Genomic DNA, 21,483 nt, shown 5'->3' on the forward strand with positions numbered 1-21,483 from the left:
TCAAAAAAATAGACTAGATATGACACTGCTTGTACATTTTGCAACATTAAGGCAAATGCCTCAAGTCCCTAAGTAATCGCAAAAAAACACTTAGATAAACACATTTTAAATATGACTAACAATTAGTTAGTAACGCTAGTAAGCGAACAACCTAAAATTGTTAAACCTATTTTACTTCCCTTGCAGACAAGCAATGGAATTGAATAATCACTTTAACGGACAAGCCATTAAAAACCATCATATTATTTAACAAGCGAGTTGCACCAGTTAAGTGCAACCTCACTAAAACAGTGCACGCATCAGTATCGTTATGGCCAACGTTAACCCCTTATTCCTTGGGTTAACGCGGCAACACGGTCAGTGCAATCAATCCAAAACATTACACAGTGAGTAATAGGAATTCACGTTCCCATGAGCTGACAACACGGCGGAAGTTTTCAAGTTCAGCCTGTTTTACCGCAACAAATCCAGTGGTGAAGGATTCGCCTAAATATTGCTTACAGGCATCACTTTCTTCCATCGCCGCTAATGCTTCCTCTAATGTCAGCGGTAAACAATGGGTATTATTGCTACGGCTTTCATTGGCTTTACCTTGCACAGGAGTCGAAGGTTTTAGCGACTCAACCATGCCGATATAGCCACACAACAAGCTCGCGGCAATCGCCAAATAACAGTTAGCATCGGCGCCGGGAATGCGGTTCTCTATACGACGGTTTTGTGGTGAAGATTCTGGAATGCGTAAACCACAGGTACGGTTTTCATCGCCCCATTCTAAGTTTACAGGTGCCGAAGTGCCGGGGAGGAAACGACGGAACGAGTTCGCATTTGGCGCCATCAGTGGCAGCAACTCAGGAATGAATTTTTGTAGACCTGCAATATATCCCAAGAATAGCTTGCTCTTAGTCCCATCTTCATTGGTGAAAATATTCTTGCCAGTCTCTTTATTGATCACGCTTTGATGAATATGCATCGCACTGCCAGGCTCATCCGTCACGGGTTTTGCCATAAAAGTGGCGCAAACATCGTGCTTCAGCGCGGCTTCCCGTAAAGTGCGCTTAAAGATAAACACTTGATCAGCTAAAGATAATGCATTGCCATGGCTGAAGTTAATCTCCATCTGTGCGGGACCATCTTCATGGATTAAAGTATCGATATCTAAACCTTGAAGCTCACACCAATCGTACATGTCTTCAAACATAGGATCGTATTCGTTGGCAGCATCAATAGAGAATGACTGGCGACCCGCTTCGGGGCGGCCTGAACGACCAATTGGAGGCTTTAGGGGTAAATCGTGGTCGTCACTACGACGAGTCAAATAGAACTCCATTTCGGGAGCGATAACAGGTTCCCAGCCCTGTTCGTCATAGAGAGACAAGACTTTTTTCAATACGTTACGTGGTGAAAGCTCAATAGGATTACCCATTCTGTCGTAGCAATCGTGGATAACCTGTGCCGTGGCTTCGATGGTCCAAGGCAACATAAAGACGGCATTTTCATCGGGTACACAAACAAAATCGATGTCGGCGGGATCGAGCAAACTGTAATAAATCTCTTCGTCGACAAAATCACCGGTCACAGTTTGCAACAACACACTTTCGGGCAAACGCATGCCTTTTTCATCGAGAAACTTATCGACTGGAGCAATCTTGCCGCGGGCGATGCCAGTCATGTCACTGATAACACATTCGACTTCTGTGATTTTTCGTTCTTTTAAAAAAGCGATTAGCTTATTCATTATTATTTCACTCGAGTTGTAGCCCTACGTCGGCATGCATCACCGAAAGCATTGAAAATGGAGAGGTAAAACGGATTCTCGCTCACCTTCCACTCTGGATGCCATTGCACACCGAGGGCAAATTCTTTAGTACCAATTACGGAGAAAGCCTCCACTAACCCATCTGGAGCATAAGCTTCTGGCCGCAACCCAACACCCAGGCGCTCCACGCCTTGAGTATGTACAGAGTTAATCTCTGCAGAGTTACGGCCCCAGGCCTCGTAAATAAGCCCCCCGGGCTCAACAGTAATACTGTGAGAAGCCCCATACTGCACATCTAAGGATGTGGTTTTATCTTCTCGATGTTCAATAAAGCCACCCACCTCATGGAGCTTCTGATGCAAACTGCCACCAAAAGCCACATTCATTTCTTGAAAACCGCGACAAATACCTAATACAGGTACCCCAGCAGCAATAGCAGCGTGGATCAGCGGCAAAGTTGTCGCGTCACGTTTAGGATCATGGTGTGTACCAAGCTCACTCGGCTGGCCTGCATAAAGATGGGGTTCTACATTAGAAGGAGAGCCAGTAAACAAAATACCGTCAAGACGATCTAAAATAGCGTCTATCGGTAAATCGCCACCTAAAGATGGGATCACTAACGGCCAGCCTTTCGCGCCATTAACTACGCCTAAAAGGTATTTTTCACCAACAATATTAAAGGGGTGTGATCCCAATTGTTGATTGCATGCAATAACACCTATGAGGGGTAAATCGGCTGACATATCTCACCTTTAGAATTGATTTTACTAGCATAACGAACACTTTGCCTTTAAATGTTCATTTTTTCACACAGTACACCGAAATTTAGCACTAGGCAAGAGGTTAAACACTTGTTAAAGGTTATTTAATCCACTTATTCTTAATAAGCATAAATAACATGTAGTTAAATGTATATTTACCCCATTTCTCGCTAATTCATGTATATAAACCAGCGGTTACACCAGCATAAAGCTCACTTTTTACAGGGTAAATTAAACCGTATTCGAACCAAATTTGAACCAATATTATTTACACAAAGAAGAGGATACATAACCAATATGACAGGGTTAGAAAGTAGGTAAATACGCAGGAATGTTGAATAACAGTATTACGCCACTCACTTTTAGCTAATAAGTGGCCTAATATGTTGAATAATAGGGTAAGTTAATGACTTAATTAGAAGTTTGCAGGCGTAGTCGCACTCACTAGGCGACAAGGTTCATCGAAGGGATTGCGGAATCTATGGGGCAATTCACTGTTAAAATAATAACTGTCACCCGCTTCCAAAATATACACTTCATCCCCAACAGTGAGTTCGAATTTACCTTCTATCACCATAGCGGCCTCTTCACCTTCGTGCTTTAGCATCTCTTCACCCGTATCTGAACCGGGTGGGTAAATCTCATTCATCACTGACATTGCGCGGTTCGGGTAATCACGGCCAATCAGTTTAAATTCAAGTGGTCCAGTACCGATATTCAGTAATTCATTGGATCGATAGACGACCTTTTGCTCACTATCCGTTGAGGCTTCAATGGAGAAAAAGTCCACTAAAGACATCGGGATACCCGACAGCACTTTTTTTAAAGAGCTGACTGACGGGCTAACACTGTTTTTCTCGATCATTGAAATCGTACTGTTAGTCACACCAGCACGTTTGGCTAATTCTCGTTGAGATAAGCCTTTCATTTTTCTAACAGTTTTGAGGCTGGCTCCAATATCCAAATTTCACATCCCCCTAAAGGCTCGGGTCAATCCCGATAGATGACGAACAGGTTGTTCAGGATAAACACCATCCAGAACGCATTTTCGCCCAAAAAGCGCGTGTTTTACTGCTTTCATTGTATTCTACATAAAAAGCGTGTTAAATAAAACGAACACTTTTTTGCGTCATGGTTAAAAGTGTGATGAGTATACTGAGACAAGTCCAATTTACAATAAAAACAATTTTTGGGAGCCATAATGGCAAGCAAACCTCCAGTGCACAGCGAACAGTATCCACACTCTTATTATGTTGATACTGCTAAAGAAATTTATGCGCACCCACAACTAGAAGGCAATATCAATGCCGATGTCTGTATCGTGGGCGGCGGCTTTAGCGGTATCAATACCGCCATAGAACTCGCACTGCGCGGTATGAGTGTTGTGCTGTTAGAAGCGAGGCGAATTGGCTGGGGCGCATCGGGGCGTAATGGCGGCGAACTCATTCGCGGCATAGGCCATGACCCTTCGCAATTTCAAAGTGAAATCGGCACTGAAGGTGTTCAAGCAATTCAACAGATGGGCTTTGAAGCCGTCGAAATTGTGCGAAATCGCATACAAGAACACAGTATCGACTGTGATCTGCAAATGGGTTATTGCGACTTAGCGGTAAAACCTCGTCACATGGATGAGCTTGAAGAAGAATTTAGCGCACTCAAGGCCATGGGTTATCAGCAAGAAATCAAGCTGTTAACTAAGCCACAATTAGGTGAAGTCATAGGCTCAGATTTTTATCAAGGTGCGCTGGTAGATATGGGCAGCGGCCATTTACACCCGCTGAATCTTGCTCTGGGTGAGGCACGCGTCGCCCGTAATCTCGGCGCTAGGTTGTTTGAGTACAGCGCTGCTGAAAAAATCATTCAAGGCGCCAAACCTAAGGTCATTACCGCTAAGGGCGAAGTCACATGCCAATACGTAGTGCTGGCGGGCAATGCCTATATCGGCCACAAACTTAATAGCTTTGTAGGGGGGAAAGTATTACCTGCAGGCAGTTATTTATTGGCGACAGAGCCCTTAACTGAGGCCCAATGCGCGAGTATTATCCCGCAAAACATGGCCTTCGCGGATATGCGAATTGCCCTAGATTACTTTCACTTATCGGCAGATCGTCGTTTGCTGTTTGGCGGCCTTTGTACCTATTCGGGTAAAGATCCGAAAGACATTGAAGCGGCACTGAGACCGAATCTTGAGAAAGTTTTCCCGCAATTAAAAGGGGTACGTATCGATTATGAATGGGGCGGCATGATAGGTATCGGTGCTAACCGTATGCCACAAATTGGTCGCCTTCCTGATGCCAATAATATTTTTTACGCCCAAGCCTATGCGGGACATGGTGTGAATGCCACTCACATGGCGGCAAAACTGCTTGCCGAGGCCATTTGCCAACAGGCGGGACATTTCGATGTGTTTGCTAAAATCAAACACATCACTTTCCCCGGCGGCCCAACATTCCGCTCACCTATGCTCGCTGCAGGCATGCTGTATCACAGATTTAAGGACTTGTTTTAATTCGCTTGTTACGCCTTGCCCACAGGATAAAAGGGATAGATCCAAGATAATGCACGACTAAAGCCACCAACACACCAAAGCCAATACCACTAGAAGTTAAAGGTATCCCTGGCTTAAAGTTGCTGATGGTTTTCTCAAGATAATCAAAGCGAACAGGGTTAAACATATAGGCAGTTTTCTCAAACAAATTGCCCGTATTAAAGATCGCCACGCCCTGTGTTAACGCTTTATAAAGCGCCAGTGTCTGTACCTTTTGCTCCGCGTCGGCACGCACACTTGGCTCCTCATTTTGCTGGTGGCGGGCAATCATGGCATCAACATCGGCGTAATGATATTCCTTAGCCGTTGCCTCGTAACCTTCTACCTGCCATCGAGTCGATTCATAAAGGCCTGATAAAAATTGCTGATAATGATCAGCCAGTTGTGGTAACTGTAAGGCAATCACTAAAATAAATCCAAATACCAACTTATCGATCAATCTCGCTATCAAAGGTTTCTCCTTGGCATTTAGCCAAACGACGTAGAAGTCACATGATGTTCAACAAAAACCACGCTAACTTAATTAATCTACAGCACTAATTTCAATGGTGATACTCAATTAACACTCTATCGGCAGATCGTTACGGCTGCCCCAATCCGCCCATGAACCGTCATAGAGGATGGGATTTTTATGCCCCGCGGCGACCGAAGCTAAGATCAAAATACACGCCGTAATCCCGGAACCACAGCTGAATATCCGTGCGGATTTATCCGCTGCTAGCCCTTGATAAATAGACTGTAGCTCACTGACCGTTTTGATTTTATTACCATCGAGTACTTGAGCGAAGGGTAAATTAACCGAGCAAGGAATATGCCCAGAGCGCACACCGGGACGCGGCTCACTCACTTGACCTAAAAAGCGTGGCGCACCACGGGCATCGACAATCGCCGTTCCGGCATCTTCAATTCGTGATAACACGGCCTCGGCATCCATCACAAGCTCAGGGTGGTATTGCAACACATCCGCCAAAGTATCGATATCCGTCGGGCCATAATCGACGCCTTTCGCTTGATAACGCGATGAGGTAATGCGGTCTTCTTCAATCCATTGAGGCAAGCCACCATCAAGCACATAGACTCGATTAAAGCCCATGACTTTAAAGGTCCACCACGCCCGTGGAGATGAATAAATGCCTTGGTTATCATAGATAACAATAACACTGTCGACCTCAATCCCAAGTTGAGCTATCCCTTGGCTGAACTGCTCAAACGTCGGCAAGGCATGAATTTGGGTTGAAGTCTTATCGCAAAACACATTTTCCAAGTCGAATCGACGTGAGCGCGGAATGCAAATAGGCTCATCGTAAACTAGGGGTTCTTTACCAATAACGGTTTCCATACTGGCATCGAGTAAGACTAAATGGGGATCGGTGAGGTGTGCTTCGAGCCACTGCGTACTAACAAGTGGGTATTCCATAGCGGGTCCTTTTACTGTTATCCAAATCTGCCGATAGTCTCTCACCAAATGCCGTAAAGCCCAAATATCAGCTTAACAAATTGTCTGCTTTGGGATTTTATTTAAAAGCGCCGACTCGGTTTTATGCGCTCAATTATTAGTGCATTCAATCATTAGATTGCAGCGAAGCCGTGTTTTGAAGAGAGTGCTTTCAAACTGCTCATTTTTAATGATGCCGCTTTCAAAACGATCCTGTCGATATGGCCGTGTTCGAGATAGCCGTTTTCGCAAAAGTCCTTTTCGAGACAACTGTTTTCAAAATAGCCGCTATTTAATGACTTCTATTTTCACGTCAATCAAGCCAGAAGAAGTATTGCCTATACTACTGAACGCCGATTTAGACAGATCAATAATGCGGCCACGCACGAAAGGCCCCCTATCATTGATTTTCACAATCACACTTTTGCCATTATCGACATTGGTGACCTTAACACTCGAGCCAAAGGGTAACTTTTTATGCGCTGCTGTCTTTAATTTATGCTGGTAAAGTTCACCGCTGGCCGTCTGCTTATTCTGATGTTTATCCCCATAAAATGAAGCCTGACCAGCTTCCGTGAATCCCACCCAGTTTCCATTCTCACCCGTCTGCAGTGAAGAACAGCCAGCCAAAAAACTTAACAATGCCAGCACAGCTAGTTTGACGACATTGAACTGCCTAATTGGGTTTTGAAGTGCATTCACATGACACCCTCTCTAATGAGTGAACGCTTTGCTGACGAGCGAAAGGCTCAGCAAAAGTCTCGGGGAAAATAACCAACAACCTTAGATGGCAAAGCTCAAGACCTGCATCCTAAAAGATCAAAATAAGAAACAATAAATTTCCACGAGGCTACAGCAGTTGCACGCTAAAATCACGTATTTACAGGTGAATGCTCTTACGTTGAGATAAAATATGCAGTCATAACGAGGCTTTGTTTCCTAATTTAGATCGGTAAACAAAGCCCTAACGAGTTAACACTTCATGGATAATCTCAAATTTGGGTTCTTTACCACTTGGCCATGTAGGTTTCTTTATGGGGTTTTCAAAGGTGGTCAGCCAAATATCAAGATCACTGGAACCAGACAAACAACCCATAAACATAAAATACATTCCACTATTTATCATGTGACGGGCAAACTGAATAGCGTCTTCAAGAGTGCCCTCTTCCCAGTTATGTGTGAACGTTTCATCATCCCATACCCATTTAATGGGGACTCCACTTTCATCACAAGCGAAGAACCTTACATTTCGATAACCTTTACTTGCTGTTTTTAGAGAATTTATAAAACTTTCTCTGGTGTTATCGAATCTTTTTTTGAACTCTTCAATATCTAGATCTTTGCTAATAAAGTTCTTCATACTTGCCCTAGAGGTAAATACTACCAACGGTATGACATAACCACACACAAAAAATTCTATCCAATGAGCCCAGTGACAGATGTCGTTTAGCTCTGTTAGAAGCTAATTATGCCAAAGATTGGTATTCATTGCTGCCATTATGAAACAACCTAATTTCGATACATTTTATTTCTTTTTTAGAGGAAATTAATTGCTCCACCAACCAAATATAACCGATTTCATATAGCTTATTTTGTAGGGAGAACAAATCATCTTCTGGCATATTGTCTATATCAAAATTCAATAATTGATACCAATTAAAGGCTTTAAATTCAGAAACATACTCAAACTCACATACTGCGGTCAAAAGCCATGCGCCATTCATCATAGAGGCGATGTCGACAAAAAAATCGCAATATGCCTCACCTTGATTCTTACAAGAAATCGCATATTCCCTAACAAGTTCCATAAAATCAGATTTGTAACTATCGAGAGCTTTACTGACGATTGCCCCAAACTCTTCTACGTTGTTCATACTTGTCTTCTTATTCAATGATCTAAGCACCCTATAATATCACAAATAACTTACAACACTTTTCACACTATGACTAAGTGCATTAATGGTAATGTTTGAAAGCCACAAATTTATAAGCGATAGCATACGATATTTATGAAGCAGATAAGAATGGAAGTAAATTGAGATATTAATGGGAGTGTTTAAAGTCAATATTCTATCGGGTATGAGTGAGTAACAAGATTACGAATCAAGAATGCAACATCATATCCACAGCAGCAGATACAGATTTTACAAGTAAAATATGGCTTAGAAAAAATGGGGACGGCTTGAGCTCCAAAAAATAAAAAACCTCTTTCCATGTTATATGAAAAGAGGTTTTAGTATTGAGCGAAAGCGGCTCCTTCTCTTATATAGAAAAAAAGAGCGGTTATAAAAATAGTCCGCTTATAGCACGATCCAAGTCGCTTTCAGTTCTGTGTATTTGTCGAAGGAGTGCAGAGATTTATCTCGGCCATTACCTGATTGTTTATAGCCACCAAATGGCGCTGTCATGTCGCCGCCATCGTAATGGTTGATCCACACCATACCAGAACGCAGGGCTTTGGCAGTTTTATGGGCCTTGCTAATATTCGATGTCCATACACCAGCGGCTAAACCGTAAATAGTATCGTTGGCGATTGATATCGCCTCTTCCATGCCATTAAATTCAATAACAGATAACACAGGGCCAAAGATTTCTTCACTGGCAATCTTCATCTGGTTGTTTACGTTAGAAAATACCGTTGGCTGCACATACACGCCGCCTGTGTCTGCCATGACTTGGCTGCCACCGTGGACTAAGGTTGCACCTTCATCTTTACCCGCTTTGATGTAACTGAGTACTGTATCTAACTGTTGTTTATCGACAACGGCGCCGCTCACAGTGGCGGGATCGAGTGGATGTCCCGGATGCCATGATGCTAACTCCTCAGCAATAAGCGCGATAAGCTCATCTTTCACCCCGGACTCCACCAGCAAACGCGAACCTGCGGTGCAAACTTCACCTTGGTTAAAAGCAATGGCTTCGGCGGCAGCAACAGCAGCGGCTTTGAGATCTGGCGCGTCATTAAAGACGATATTCGGGCTCTTGCCTCCCGCCTCTAGCCACACGCGTTTCATGTTCGACTCACCAGCGTAAATCATTAATTGCTTGGCAATTTTGGTGGAACCTGTGAAAACCAGCGTATCCACATCCATATGCAACGCTAAGGCTTTACCCACAGTATGACCAAATCCTGGCAACACGTTGAGTACGCCTTGTGGGATCCCAGCTTCAATGGCGAGTTGCGCCATGCGGATAGCCGTTAAGGGTGATTTTTCAGAGGGTTTTAACACCACACTATTACCCGTGGCCAGCGCGGGCCCGAGCTTCCAACACGCCATCAGCATTGGGAAGTTCCACGGCACAATCGCGGCCACAACCCCCACAGGCTCACGGGTGATCATGCCAATTTCATTGTGAGCCGTTGGCGCGAGTTCATCGTAAATTTTATCAATCGCTTCACCAGACCAGCGAATCGCACGGGCAGCCCCCACTACATCCACAGCCTTGGAGAAACGAATCGGTTTACCCATGTCGAGGGTTTCTAACAGCGCGAGTTCATTGGCATTTTCCTCCAGTAACTCGGCGAAACGTATCATCACTTGTTTGCGCTTTACCGGAGATTGCTGCGACCAAACACCAGACTCGAATACGCTGCGGCCATTAGCAACCGCAAGATTAGCATCTGCAAGATCGCAACTCGCCACTTTTACCAACAAGCGACCATCAATAGGACTAATACAATCAAAGGTGTTACCCGAAACGGCATCTTGGTATTCGCCATTGATAAACGCCTTACCATTAATAGACAGGCTGGCAGCCAGACTTTCCCATTCGCTGCGTTTCTTCGGTGTGCTCATGATGACCTCTTAATAATTCGTATAGGTGTGGTTTATCGTTCATCGACAAGAAAATAGTGGTCTGTGACGACTTTAACGCAAATGCTAAACATCATCACAGTCATAATCCGAGCTTCAGGTTACGCTGTTTAAGCAATAAAATTCAATATTTTTTACAAAAATAGCTTTTTTGCCACAAATAACTGCACACGGCTCTTCCATGTTCATTATTTCTAACATAGCATAGCAAATATTAGCCACCCTAAAACAATACCTGAAAATACAGGACAAGGTAGACACTATGGCCGATTTGCCGCTCAATTCCTCAAGCGCACCCTCACTTGAACATTTCTGGATGCCTTTTACCGCCAACCGCCAATTCAAAACCAACCCGCGGTTACTCACCAAAGCGGAAGGCATGTATTACACGGATATTGATGGTAATAAAGTGTTAGATGCCACCGCAGGTTTATGGTGTTGTAACGCAGGCCATGGTCGCAAGGAAATCAGCGAAGCGGTCAGCAAACAAATTAAAGAGATGGACTACGCGCCCTCCTTCCAAATGGGTCATCCTATTGCCTTTGAACTTGCCGAGCGGTTAGTCGAGCTCAGTCCTGAAGGATTAAACAAAGTCTTCTTTACTAACTCAGGTTCTGAGTCCGTCGATACTGCGCTTAAGATGGCACTTTGCTATCACAGAGCCAACGGTCAAGCCTCACGCACTCGCTTTATCGGCCGCGAAATGGGTTACCACGGTGTCGGCTTTGGCGGCATCTCTGTGGGTGGGTTAAGCAATAACCGCAAAGCATTTAGCGGCCAATTACTGCAAGGCGTCGATCACTTACCGCACACCTTAGATATCCCAAATGCGGCATTTACCCGTGGACTCTCGCACTTTGGCGCAGAAAAAGCCGAGGTATTAGAACAGCTTGTTACCCTGCATGGCGCCGAAAATATTGCCGCCGTAATCGTTGAACCAATGTCGGGTTCAGCAGGGGTGATATTGCCGCCACAAGGTTACTTAAAACGTCTGCGTGAAATCACTAAAAAGCATGGCATCCTACTGATTTTTGACGAAGTCATCACCGCTTTTGGCCGCGTTGGCGCCGCCTTTGCGAGTCAGCGTTGGGGCGTTATTCCAGACATTATCACCACGGCTAAAGCCATCAATAACGGCGCGATTCCTATGGGCGCAGTGTTTGTGCAAGATTTTATCCACGACACTTGCATGCAAGGCCCCAATGAACTGATTGAGTTCTTCCACGGCTACACCTATTCCGGTCATCCAGTGGCTGCAGCTGCGGCGCTTGCCACCCTATCGATTTATGAGAATGAGCAATTATTCGAACGCAGCTTTGAGCTTGAGCGCTACTTTGAAGACGCAGTGCACAGCCTCAAAGGGTTGCCGAATGTGATTGATATTCGCAACACAGGGCTAGTCGCTGGGATTCAATTCTCCCCTAACGCTCAAGGCGCCGGTAAACGGGGTTACGGCGTGTTTGAACACTGCTTCCGCCACGGCACTTTAGTGCGAGCCACGGGCGACATTATTGCCATGTCACCGCCACTGATTGTCGATAAACGCGAAATTGACCAAATGGTTAATAGCCTAAGCGATGCCATTAACGCCGTTGGATAATAACGCCAGCTGCTCGTTCCACTCTCACATTTAACACCCCGCTTCGGCGGGGCACATCAAAGGTTAACTATGCTCAAGATCACTCACTTTGTTAATGGTCAGCACACCCCTGCCAGTACCAGAACCCAAGATATTTTTGAACCCGCCACGGGTGAACTACGTGGCCAAGTCTCACTCGCAAGCGAAACTGAAGTGGGTGAAGCCATCGCAATCGCTAAAACCGCCTTTGAAACATGGTCACAAGTCACGCCGCTCAACCGTGCTCGAGTGCTATTTAAATTCAAAGCCTTAGTCGAGCAGCACCTAGATGAAATGGCGCAGCTTATCACCCGTGAGCACGGCAAAGTGATCGACGATGCTAAGGGCGAGTTGATCCGTGGTCTCGAAGTGGTCGAATTTGCCTGTGGTATTCCGCACTTGCTTAAAGGTGAACACACCCAGCAAGTGGGTGGCGGCGTCGATTCTTGGTCAGTTAATCAAGCTTTAGGTGTTGTCGCAGGCATAGCGCCCTTTAACTTCCCCGTGATGGTTCCCATGTGGATGTTCCCAATCGCGATTGCCTGCGGTAACACCTTTATTATGAAACCTTCAGAAAAAGACCCAAGCTCGGTGATGCGGATTGCCGAGCTGCTTAAAGAAGCGGGTCTTCCCGATGGCGTGTTTAACGTGATTAACGGCGACAAAGAAGCCGTCGATACCTTACTCACCCATAAAGATGTGCAAGCGGTGAGCTTTGTAGGCTCAACGCCGATTGCCGAATACATCTACAGCACAGCCTCTAAACATGGCAAACGCGTGCAAGCCTTAGGCGGCGCGAAAAACCATATGTTACTCATGCCAGATGCAGATTTAGATCAAGCCGTTAGCGCCTTAATGGGTGCCGCTTACGGCAGTGCTGGTGAGCGTTGTATGGCAATTTCAGTCGTACTCGCGGTAGGCGATGTGGGCGACGCGTTAGTGGAAAAACTGCTACCGCAAATCCAAACCTTAAAAGTCGGCAACGGCCTGACGCCAGAGATGGAAATGGGTCCGCTGATCTCAAAACAGCACCTTGCCAAGGTCACCCAATATGTTGAAGCCGGTGTGCAAGAAGGTGCAGTGCTGCTGGTCGATGGCCGTAAACTGAGTGTTGAAGAAAATCTACAGGGTTATTTCCTCGGCGCCTGTCTATTCGACCATGTCACGCCTGAAATGAGCATCTACCGCGAAGAAATCTTTGGCCCAGTGCTGGCGATTGTGCGCGTGAAAGATTACCCAACGGCGCTTGAGCTGATTAACCGACACGAATTTGGCAATGGCACGGCGATTTTCACCCAAAGTGGTGAAGCGGCGCGACATTTCTGTCACCACGTACAAGTCGGTATGGTTGGAGTGAACGTGCCGATCCCAGTACCAATGGCGTTCCACAGTTTTGGCGGTTGGAAGCGTTCACTGTTTGGGCCGCTGCATATGCATGGCCCCGATGGCGTGCGTTTTTATACCAAGCGTAAGGCAATTACTGCCCGCTGGCCCGTGGGTAAACAGACTCAAGCCGAGTTTGTGATGCCAACGATGAAATAGCCGAATGTCAGCTCAACAAGGAAATCGCAAATGACTGTGAGTATCAACGCCATTATTCGCTTTGCTACGGCGCAAACACCCGTCGAAACCTACCAGTTACCGGCGGAAAAGTTGTTAGTAGGCAATCCAACTCAAGGGCTAGAGAATCATTATTCTAGCCCTTGTGATCAATTTCACAGTGGAATTTGGCAAAGTGAATCAGGCGCTTGGAAAATAAACTACACTGAATACGAGTACTGCGAAATCCTCGAAGGGATGAGTGTTATCACAGATCTTCAAGGTCAATCGCAGACGTTCACTGTGGGTGACAGGTTTATCATACCCGCGGGTTTTCAAGGCACTTGGGAAGTCGTAGTGCCCTGCCGCAAGGTTTACGTCATTTTCGAACAAAAGTGAGATCAACGAGGCTGATGTTAGCCTCAAAAAAGCTAAGTTATCTTAGCAATAACTCGCCATGAGGTCACAGCAACGGGTTTTCCTAGGCTGTTGTTTGGCAAACCAACGGATGCACTAGCGCGATTGAATAACCATGGTCGCCAGTAACACGTCCGAGTCAACAAAGAAAATGGGAGAAATACCGTGCATAATAATCTGAAAAAAAAACGGCTGGTACAGCTTGTAGGACTCGCGCTAACCACGACCCTATTCTCCGGCATGGTCGCCGCCGAAGTGACTGGGGAAATTAGTCTTACTAACGACTATCGTTTTCGCGGCGTATCACAAACCGCTGGAGATCCTGCCCTGCAAGGTGGTATCGATTGGAGCTTCGATTCGGGTTTCTCTGTCGGGGCTTGGGCAAGTAACGTGGACTTTGATGAGCCAGGTTATAACGGCCCAGCGATCGAATACGATTTCTATGTCGCCTATGGTGGTGAGATCAACGAAGATCTGACCTACGACATCACCCTTAACCGTTATAACTACTCAGGTGAGAGTGATATAGGTTATTTCGAAGTGATTACGGGTATGGAATTTAAGGGCTTTCGCCTAGCCTATTGGTTTACCAATGATTACGGTGGTACTGACTTAGATTATCACTATGGAGAACTAAACTACTCCTACGAATTTGTCGAGAATTGGAGCCTAGATTTGCACTATGGTTACAATGTGGGTGATGCCTTAGATGATGGTGAAGGTTTTGATAGCTACTCTGATTACTCTGTTGGCGTATCGACCGAATTGGCAGGCTTTGGGCTTTCTCTCGCTTGGTTAGGAACAGATCTCAGCGGTGACCAAAAGGTCTCTGATGGCGCATTCAAAAACTCAGATACCGTGCTTGCGAGCGTAAGTTACGCGTTCTAATTTCGCCTTAGGTTAGATTAACTAAGACACAAAAAAGCCCTCATCATCGAGGGCTTCTTTTTAGCTGTTCAAACAGACTTGACTACCAACTGCGCATCTTATGGCCTTTCACCGCGTAGAACAGAATGAACAAGTAGCATGGCAACATCACAATATAACCGCCCTGCATTCCCATATCTGTCGCTGAACTCATTAACCCCCAAGACACTGGACCAAAGGCACCACCTGCAATCCCCATGATGAGAAGCGCAGAACCTGTACTGGTCAATTTACCCATACCTGACAAAGCTAGCGGCCACACCGCAGGCCAAACAATCGCATTAGCTAAACCAAGAAAAGCAATCATCAACAAAGTATCGGGCAGCGCCACACCGCCAAAAGGCACTAACAAAACATTAGCAATAGCGTAGGAATTATTGTCGCCAAACAAAATACCGCATGTCAGTAACAAACCCAGAATAGCCGACACCATCAAAGCCTTAGGTTGTGAAATAAAACGAGGAATTAACAGGATACCTAAAGAATAACCCAGCACCATACACACCATAGTATAGGAAGTCATAACACCGTATGACTCTATGCCTAAAGACAAAGCAAATGTACCAATGGTATCGCCAGCAATAACCTCTACAGCAACATAAACAAACAGCGCTAACACGCCAAAGGCTAAGTTAGGGTGAGATAATGCCGCTTTAAGTTGCCCTTTATCCGTATTTTCAGCAGCTTCATCTTCATTCAACAACTCTGGCAAAGGTGATTTTTTTACCGCGAGCGCTAAGATACCGATAAAAATGGCCATGCCTAAATAGGGGAATACTAAACCGTCAGCCATTTCTTCAATTTGCACTTGAGTTAGCTCAGTACCAATACGGTCTTTAAAGCTGTCTAAAATCAACGCCGAAAACACCAAAGGCGCAATCACACCCGCACCTTTATTCAAAATACCCATCACACTGACACGGGCGGCCGCAGATTCTTCAGGCCCCAAACGCACCACATAAGGATTAACCGCGGTTTGTAATAGGGTTTGACCTGCACCCATCACTAATTGGGCGAAAAGGAATAGGGCAAATATTTGTGTTTCCGCAGCAGGGATAAACAGTAATCCCGCCAACATCATCACGCCCATGCCTATCGCCATACCATTCTTATAGCCGACTTTGCGAATAAGCCAAGCGGATGGCAAGGCAGTAAAGGTTACTGCAATGTAGAAAGAAAACAGGATCAACGACGCTTGAAAGGGATTGAGTTGCAATATTTGTTTTAAATAAGGCATCAAAGAACCATTCAACCAAGTGGCGAATCCGAGGATGAAGAAGAGAGCGGCCACTATGGCCATGGGGAGAAAGCTGCTTTTCTGCTGGCTTTTATCGAGTGTCATTTCCATAAACCTGCTTCTTATAGTAATTAATTATTTAGGTGATAACGGGGTTTAAATTAATGCCTAAGTTCCCGAATATCCGTATCGCGACTCGTCCGCAATGGCTAATGTTATCATCCAAACGCACCATTGTTTCAGTGATGTTAAAACAAATAACACAAAAAGACAACGCTGTCATTTAATAAATTCTCGCGAATATTCCCTCGTAATCATTAATTAGCCGACAACTAGTAGAAATACCAATCACATAAATATCTAATCAGTTCAGAGCCTCACAGGCATCTCAATCCAAGGCGCATTGACGCTGAAATGGTTATTCCCTTTTAAGTCAATGCAACACCGGAGTGGGATGCCTGTGTGGCTCCCGAAGGGCGGCTGATGTTCACTACATGGCAACGCGCTTTATACTGCGTTTAAGGTTTTCGACAGAGCACCACTATGCTTTCAAGCCTTCGCCTTGTCTAAAGCGCGTTGAACTCCCGCTGAATGAACAGATATTTAATACGATGGGTATAAGTAAGTGATGACTCACATCCAGAAAATAATGTAAAAAAAGCCGCAGACACTGAGTGCGTGCGGCTCAAGCAATTAAGCGAACAGATTAAATTCTGACAAAAATATTGCGGCGATACATCCAATATAACACCAGCCACTGCACCGCAAGTAAGCTGATAACTGCAGCTAACGCTTGAGCGCTTTCAGGCAAGGCCATCACTAAGCCGCCAAACACGCTTTGGGCGACATATTTCCAATCCACTAAACTCGACGCTAGGTAAATAATGATGGCGTTGGTGCCAATCACCACAAAGAAAAATGCGGTTTTTTGCCACTTAAGCACATCGACTAATGCATAGAATACCGCCAGCAGGATCATGCTCCAGCCCGACGTCACCAGCACAAATGAACTGGTCCACAGATCTTTATTGACCGGAATAATAAGATCCAACAGCCAACCTAAGGCTAAGCAAGCACCACCCGCTGCGGCGAGTAATCCCACTTTGACCCACTCACCTTTAGGATGGGATTTAACAATAAAGTGGCCGACAAACACACCCGCTAACGCATTGACTATGGCGGGGATGGTCGACAGTAAACCTTCAGGATCGGGCGTGCGCCCCTGATAGCTTATGCCGGGTAGTAAAATTGAATCGACATAGGCATTGATGGATTCCGTTGGCGAGAGCACGCCCGCCTGTCCACCTGAGAAAGGCAACCAAAGTTGCATTGCGCCATAACCGAGTAAAATGCCCAAGGCGACAATAACTTGCGTTCGTAGACTCGTATGCCACACCAGTAATGCGGCAAAGAACCATGCAAAGGCGATTCGGCCTAACACACTGGCATAGCGAATTTTTTCAGGATCGGCAGGCGCGCCCGTACCCCAACCGTGATTGTATAAAATGCCCAGTAGCAGCAATAAAAAGAGTCGTTTAATCCCATGCCGATACACAGGTAATCGATCCTTCATCAGTAATTTATCTAAACGTTTGGGAGATAAACCTAAGGCCACACCAGAGAGGAAAATAAACAGCGGAAAAATCAAATCGTAGAAGTGAAAACCATGCCATTGGCTATGGTGCATTTGTTCATCGCCCCATTGCCAACCTGCCCAGCCCGTTAAAATAAGCAAGCCACCAAACAGAGCCTCACCGCCCAAAATCCAAAACATATCGAAGCCGCGCAGTGCATCCAGCGACATCAACCTAGGTTTATTCACCTTTACTGGCGCAATTGCGTTTGTCTGTGTCGTCCCCATGCCATCATCCTTTATTATTGTTATTAAAAGCTTTTATAAAAGTTGAGCAAAACTAATACGGTACAAAACTAATACTGTATAAAATTAGTGCTGTACAATAAAAAAACTTAGCCCCTGTCATCAAAATACGACAAGGGCCAATTGTTACACATCACCTAAACTGCAAAAGCGATTTAAGGGTGTGCCCCTATTGCCTGGCCCGCATAAATCGGCCCTGAATAGACTGCCCGTCCCGCAATGTAGTTTGCCTGCACTTTGTTCTGCGCATCGAGCAAAACAAAATCAGCCCTATGTCCCAGTGCTAAACGGCCAGCCTTATGGTCAATCCCGAGGAACTGCGCGGGATAAAGCGCCGCCATTCTCAAAGCTTCCGCCAAAGGCAAACCCAACAAGTTGACGGTATTATTGACCGCAGTCGCCATATCGAGCACACAGCCCGCCAGCTCGCCTGTCACGGCATTTAATCTGTCACCGACTCGCAGCACTCGAGTACCAAAGAGCTCGAAGCTAGTCTCATCGTCCATACCGACAGGCGGCATAGCATCGGTGACTAACATCATCTTGCCCCTCGGTTTTGCCCGTAGTGCAACCTTTGCCGCCGCTGGGTGCACATGGTGACCATCGACAATCAAACCACACCACGCGGTTTCACTCTCAATCGCCGCGCCAACCATGCCCGGCTCACGGGAGCCCAGTGGTGACATCGCATTATAAAGATGGGTAAAGCCCGTCGCGCCTGCCGCTAATGCTGCAACTACAGTGTCGTAGTCGGCATTAGAATGACCCAAACATACCTTCACGCCCGAAGCAACGAGCCTGCGGATCACCTCTGGCGACACATTCTCAGGCGCAAGCGTGACGACTTTAATCCCCAGGTCTTGACGACAAAATACCGCGAGTTCTGCATCGGTTATTTCGCGAATAAAACCCTGAGGATGCACGCCTTTTTTAGGCACAGATAAATGTGGTCCTTCAAAATGCACCCCTAAAACGCCAGCGCTACCCTTAACTAAAGCCTCGGCCACTGCATCGGCTGCATTTGCCATCACGCTGACATCGTCGGTAATCAGCGTAGGTAAAAATCCGGTAGTGCCAAAACGCGCATGGGCACGGCCGATAGTTTCAATGCAATTAACACTCGGATCGGCATTGAATAACGCCCCGCCGCCACCGTTCACTTGTACATCGATAAAACCTGGCACCAGCGTTCCGGCTTGGCGGATTTCCTTCGCGCCAACAACCGTATCAAACGCCAGAATGTGCCCGTCTTCGACAGTAACAGGCACATCTTGATGGAAATATTCACCATCAAAAATACGCTCGGCGATCAAGGTGATTTTCATCGCAAACCTCTTTCAATAAATAACACGAGTGACTTAAGTCTTTAATTTCGGCGGCTTAGAGCGTTTGGGTCACTTTTTTAAGGCCAGCAGGTTGATCGGGGTCGATACCGCGGGCAATCGCAACCGCAGCCACGTCGATATAGAAACGTTGTAATAACGCTAACGGAGCAACACGTGGGTGAATGTCCGTCGAGGTTTGATTCAGATGCACTAAATCGGCGCCGCGTTGGCTTACATTTTCAATCTGTTCGATGTGGCTAGCGTAGGATTCATCACCAATGCACACATCGACGATAGTGAGTTTTTTCTCAACTAAGGTCACAGGACCGTGGAGGAACTCGGCGCTACTGAAGGCTTCAGCATGAATAGAACACACTTCTTTTAACTTAAGCGCAATTTCCTTAGATACCGCATAACCTAAACCACGGCCAAGTACGACTAAGTTCTTCACGTCGGCAACGGATTCTGGCGTGAGTTGTGGCTCAGCGTCCACCGCCGTTTGCAGCGCTTGGGGTAAAGAAGCGACGGCGCTAGCAAGCGATTCGCTTTGAGTCCAAGCGGCGGCGAGTTGTAAAATCGCCGACAAGGTCGCGAGGTAACTCTTAGTCGCGGCAACGGCTTTTTCTTCACCGGCACGTAAAGGTACAACGACATCGACGATATCTTTAATCGGTGCGGTTTCATCATTGACTAAGGCAACACAAAAAGCGCCAGCATTTTTTGCCATACGCGCCTGCGCCAAAATATCAGGGCTACGGCCAGATTGTGAAATCACAATCACTAATGCGCCTTCGAGTTTCAAGGTCTTACCATACACACTCGCCACTGAAGGGGCGGCGGCAAACGTCGGTACGCCCGCTTCGATTTCAAATAAGTACTTAGCGAACACACCCGCATGATCCGATGAACCACGACCAACGATCATTACAAAACGGGGCTCGAAGGCGCGCAGTTTCTCACCTAACTGCTGCATGATTTCAGCGTTAGCTTCTAACTGGCCAGCGATTTTTTGCGGTGCAGTGCGAGCTTCTTGCTCCATAATAGTGTTTGTCATGTCTTTTACCTTCACGTTCAAATACAGGATTTGGCTTCAGTGCCTATTTGCACTGACAACGACTTATTAAATTCTTGTTGGGCGAAATACATAGCACCGAGTTCGGGTGGGGCTAAGGTTTCTGAAATTTTGGCGACCACATCGGCACAGAGCCAGGCTTGTAAAGGCTCTGCAAGGCCACCGATCATCGAAAAACGCACCGGATTTAGGCTAAATAGCTTACGCGCCATGTCGCTAATATAATCTGCGCCTTCTTGTACGATAGCAGTCGCTACCGCGTCACCTTCATTGGCACAATCGAGTACGCTTCTGGCTAATGCGGCGTAGCAACTTGATGATTTACCGGCTAGATTTTCGACAATGCCGAGCGCATCGGTGACGTTAAAGTAGCTCAACAGCATGTCAGTTAATCGAGTTGGTACGGCAAAGCCATCGAGTGCTAACAGCACGTGTTCCGCAGCTTTTAATCCAAGCCAAGCACCGCTGCCCTTATCGCCCAATGCAAAACCATAACCACCAATACTCAAGCTGGTATCACCAACATGGGCATAACCGCAAGAGCCAGTACCCGTGATGATCACCGCGCCATCGGCACCGCGGTGGGCACCAATACAAGCCGTATGCAAATCGGTAGTGACATACATGGCTGCAAAAGGATGCTGCCAGTTGATAACATCTTGATATAACCTAGGGACATTTACGCCAGCAAGACCAAGACCCGCCACCAGCAAGTGACTATCGCTCTCGTTCATGCCCGCATCCAGCAACGCCAGGCGAGTCGATGCTTCAATGGATTCAAATGTTTGTGTGAGACCATGCAGTGGATTTGCGCGTCCAGCAACACCTGTCCCTAAAACGGTACCCTCTGCTGAGTAGATGGTAGCTCGGCATTTACTACCGCCTCCATCTACACCTATAAACAGTGGTTGATCTTTTGTCTGGACTAACCCCATGACACCCCTCTTCACCTATCAATGCAGCGCTACCGTTGCTTATTATTTGCCGTTAATACAGCGCTCAACTTTAGTTAACTCAATGTTACAGTAAAAATGACAGCGTTGTCATTTACTTTTTAAGGCAATTCTTCATCTAAAATAAAATATCGGAAATCACTGACATAGAAAAACAAAAAGGCTGTACTTTATCTTTAAAATACAGCCAGATATAAAAAT

The 21,483-nt window shown here is 46.1% G+C and carries 19 protein-coding genes; 5 read left to right on the forward strand and 14 right to left on the reverse strand.

Annotated features, from left to right (window positions below; genetic code table 11):
• Positions 1-379: 379 nt before the first annotated feature.
• From L5M51_RS14030 to L5M51_RS14040, 3 genes are all read right to left on the reverse strand, one after another.
• On the reverse strand, positions 380-1,735 hold the full coding sequence (locus L5M51_RS14030) for a glutamine synthetase family protein (protein ID WP_105249908.1): 1,356 nt from the start codon (positions 1,733-1,735) through the stop codon (positions 380-382).
• A gap of 2 nt (positions 1,736-1,737) precedes the next feature.
• Positions 1,738-2,499: a gamma-glutamyl-gamma-aminobutyrate hydrolase family protein gene (locus L5M51_RS14035; protein ID WP_219252965.1), complete on the reverse strand. Its 762-nt coding sequence runs from the start codon at positions 2,497-2,499 to the stop codon at positions 1,738-1,740.
• 433 nt (positions 2,500-2,932) lie between these two features.
• Positions 2,933-3,481, reverse strand: a complete 549-nt coding sequence (locus L5M51_RS14040; RefSeq protein WP_028760885.1) for a cupin domain-containing protein — start codon at positions 3,479-3,481, stop codon at positions 2,933-2,935.
• Between the two features lie 237 nt (positions 3,482-3,718).
• Here L5M51_RS14040 and L5M51_RS14045 point away from each other — a divergent pair, with 237 nt between their 5' ends.
• Entirely contained in the window at positions 3,719-5,026 is a 1,308-nt protein-coding gene (locus L5M51_RS14045) for an NAD(P)/FAD-dependent oxidoreductase (protein ID WP_263145997.1), read from the forward strand.
• Here the strand turns inward: L5M51_RS14045 and L5M51_RS14050 are convergent.
• The 6 genes from L5M51_RS14050 to L5M51_RS14075 all read right to left on the reverse strand — a co-directional run bounded on the left by L5M51_RS14050 (position 5,010) and on the right by L5M51_RS14075 (position 10,297).
• On the reverse strand, positions 5,010-5,516 hold the full coding sequence (locus L5M51_RS14050; RefSeq protein WP_263145995.1) for a DUF2937 family protein: 507 nt from the start codon (positions 5,514-5,516) through the stop codon (positions 5,010-5,012). The two genes, L5M51_RS14045 and L5M51_RS14050, sit on opposite strands and share 17 nt — an antisense overlap.
• A 108-nt stretch (positions 5,517-5,624) precedes the next feature.
• A complete protein-coding gene (locus L5M51_RS14055; protein WP_263145993.1) occupies positions 5,625-6,482 on the reverse strand; it encodes a sulfurtransferase in 858 nt (285 codons plus the stop codon).
• A gap of 306 nt (positions 6,483-6,788) precedes the next feature.
• Positions 6,789-7,202, reverse strand: a complete 414-nt coding sequence (locus L5M51_RS14060) for a septal ring lytic transglycosylase RlpA family protein (protein ID WP_263145991.1) — start codon at positions 7,200-7,202, stop codon at positions 6,789-6,791.
• A gap of 262 nt (positions 7,203-7,464) precedes the next feature.
• Positions 7,465-7,860, reverse strand: coding sequence for a hypothetical protein (locus tag L5M51_RS14065; RefSeq protein ID WP_263145988.1), 396 nt, complete (start codon positions 7,858-7,860; stop codon positions 7,465-7,467).
• A gap of 106 nt (positions 7,861-7,966) precedes the next feature.
• A complete protein-coding gene (locus L5M51_RS14070) occupies positions 7,967-8,374 on the reverse strand; it encodes a hypothetical protein (protein WP_263173327.1) in 408 nt (135 codons plus the stop codon).
• A gap of 426 nt (positions 8,375-8,800) precedes the next feature.
• Positions 8,801-10,297 (reverse strand): aldehyde dehydrogenase, encoded by a 1,497-nt coding sequence (locus tag L5M51_RS14075; protein WP_263173328.1) that lies wholly within the window; start codon positions 10,295-10,297, stop codon positions 8,801-8,803.
• Between the two features lie 280 nt (positions 10,298-10,577).
• Here L5M51_RS14075 and L5M51_RS14080 point away from each other — a divergent pair, with 280 nt between their 5' ends.
• The 4 genes from L5M51_RS14080 to L5M51_RS14095 all read left to right on the forward strand — a co-directional run bounded on the left by L5M51_RS14080 (position 10,578) and on the right by L5M51_RS14095 (position 14,777).
• Positions 10,578-11,915 carry an aspartate aminotransferase family protein gene (locus L5M51_RS14080; protein ID WP_263173329.1) on the forward strand — a complete coding sequence of 446 codons (1,338 nt, stop codon included), beginning with the start codon at positions 10,578-10,580 and terminating at the stop codon, positions 11,913-11,915.
• Between the two features lie 69 nt (positions 11,916-11,984).
• Positions 11,985-13,475 carry a CoA-acylating methylmalonate-semialdehyde dehydrogenase gene (locus L5M51_RS14085; RefSeq protein WP_263173330.1) on the forward strand — a complete coding sequence of 497 codons (1,491 nt, stop codon included), beginning with the start codon at positions 11,985-11,987 and terminating at the stop codon, positions 13,473-13,475.
• A gap of 30 nt (positions 13,476-13,505) precedes the next feature.
• The gene (locus L5M51_RS14090; RefSeq protein ID WP_263173331.1) at positions 13,506-13,871 is read left to right on the forward strand and encodes a cupin domain-containing protein; all 366 of its coding nucleotides are present in this window, start codon (positions 13,506-13,508) and stop codon (positions 13,869-13,871) included.
• Between the two features lie 183 nt (positions 13,872-14,054).
• On the forward strand, positions 14,055-14,777 hold the full coding sequence (locus L5M51_RS14095; RefSeq protein ID WP_131525457.1) for a TorF family putative porin: 723 nt from the start codon (positions 14,055-14,057) through the stop codon (positions 14,775-14,777).
• 82 nt (positions 14,778-14,859) lie between these two features.
• On the opposite strand, the gene nagP is transcribed toward L5M51_RS14095, so the two are convergent.
• The 5 genes from nagP to nagK all read right to left on the reverse strand — a co-directional run bounded on the left by nagP (position 14,860) and on the right by nagK (position 21,264).
• On the reverse strand, positions 14,860-16,158 hold the full coding sequence (gene nagP / locus L5M51_RS14100) for an N-acetylglucosamine MFS transporter NagP (protein WP_105252977.1): 1,299 nt from the start codon (positions 16,156-16,158) through the stop codon (positions 14,860-14,862).
• Between the two features lie 601 nt (positions 16,159-16,759).
• A complete protein-coding gene (nagX, locus tag L5M51_RS14105; protein ID WP_263173332.1) occupies positions 16,760-17,914 on the reverse strand; it encodes a transmembrane glucosamine N-acetyltransferase NagX in 1,155 nt (384 codons plus the stop codon).
• 173 nt (positions 17,915-18,087) lie between these two features.
• The gene (gene nagA, locus L5M51_RS14110; protein WP_263173333.1) at positions 18,088-19,257 is read right to left on the reverse strand and encodes an N-acetylglucosamine-6-phosphate deacetylase; all 1,170 of its coding nucleotides are present in this window, start codon (positions 19,255-19,257) and stop codon (positions 18,088-18,090) included.
• Positions 19,258-19,312: 55 nt separating this feature from the next.
• Positions 19,313-20,311 carry a glucosamine-6-phosphate deaminase NagB-II gene (nagB-II, locus tag L5M51_RS14115; protein WP_263173334.1) on the reverse strand — a complete coding sequence of 333 codons (999 nt, stop codon included), beginning with the start codon at positions 20,309-20,311 and terminating at the stop codon, positions 19,313-19,315.
• A gap of 17 nt (positions 20,312-20,328) precedes the next feature.
• A complete protein-coding gene (nagK, locus tag L5M51_RS14120; RefSeq protein WP_263173336.1) occupies positions 20,329-21,264 on the reverse strand; it encodes an N-acetylglucosamine kinase in 936 nt (311 codons plus the stop codon).
• Positions 21,265-21,483 lie beyond the last annotated feature (219 nt).

The sequence above is a fragment of the Shewanella sp. SM73 genome, assembly GCF_025653795.1.
Lineage (GTDB): Bacteria > Pseudomonadota > Gammaproteobacteria > Enterobacterales > Shewanellaceae > Shewanella > Shewanella oncorhynchi.

Coding starts and splice junctions, on each gene's coding strand:
- L5M51_RS14030 (WP_105249908.1), bottom strand. CDS start 1,735: ATGAATAAGCTAATCGCTTTTTTAAAAGAACGAAAAATCACAGAAGTC.
- L5M51_RS14035 (WP_219252965.1), bottom strand. CDS start 2,499: ATGTCAGCCGATTTACCCCTCATAGGTGTTATTGCATGCAATCAACAA.
- L5M51_RS14045 (WP_263145997.1), top strand. CDS start 3,719: ATGGCAAGCAAACCTCCAGTGCACAGCGAACAGTATCCACACTCTTAT.
- L5M51_RS14055 (WP_263145993.1), bottom strand. CDS start 6,482: ATGGAATACCCACTTGTTAGTACGCAGTGGCTCGAAGCACACCTCACC.
- L5M51_RS14065 (WP_263145988.1), bottom strand. CDS start 7,860: ATGAAGAACTTTATTAGCAAAGATCTAGATATTGAAGAGTTCAAAAAA.
- L5M51_RS14070 (WP_263173327.1), bottom strand. CDS start 8,374: ATGAACAACGTAGAAGAGTTTGGGGCAATCGTCAGTAAAGCTCTCGAT.
- L5M51_RS14075 (WP_263173328.1), bottom strand. CDS start 10,297: ATGAGCACACCGAAGAAACGCAGCGAATGGGAAAGTCTGGCTGCCAGC.
- L5M51_RS14080 (WP_263173329.1), top strand. CDS start 10,578: ATGGCCGATTTGCCGCTCAATTCCTCAAGCGCACCCTCACTTGAACAT.
- L5M51_RS14085 (WP_263173330.1), top strand. CDS start 11,985: ATGCTCAAGATCACTCACTTTGTTAATGGTCAGCACACCCCTGCCAGT.
- L5M51_RS14090 (WP_263173331.1), top strand. CDS start 13,506: ATGACTGTGAGTATCAACGCCATTATTCGCTTTGCTACGGCGCAAACA.
- nagP (WP_105252977.1), bottom strand. CDS start 16,158: ATGACACTCGATAAAAGCCAGCAGAAAAGCAGCTTTCTCCCCATGGCC.
- nagX (WP_263173332.1), bottom strand. CDS start 17,914: ATGGGGACGACACAGACAAACGCAATTGCGCCAGTAAAGGTGAATAAA.
- nagA (WP_263173333.1), bottom strand. CDS start 19,257: ATGAAAATCACCTTGATCGCCGAGCGTATTTTTGATGGTGAATATTTC.
- nagB-II (WP_263173334.1), bottom strand. CDS start 20,311: ATGACAAACACTATTATGGAGCAAGAAGCTCGCACTGCACCGCAAAAA.
- nagK (WP_263173336.1), bottom strand. CDS start 21,264: ATGGGGTTAGTCCAGACAAAAGATCAACCACTGTTTATAGGTGTAGAT.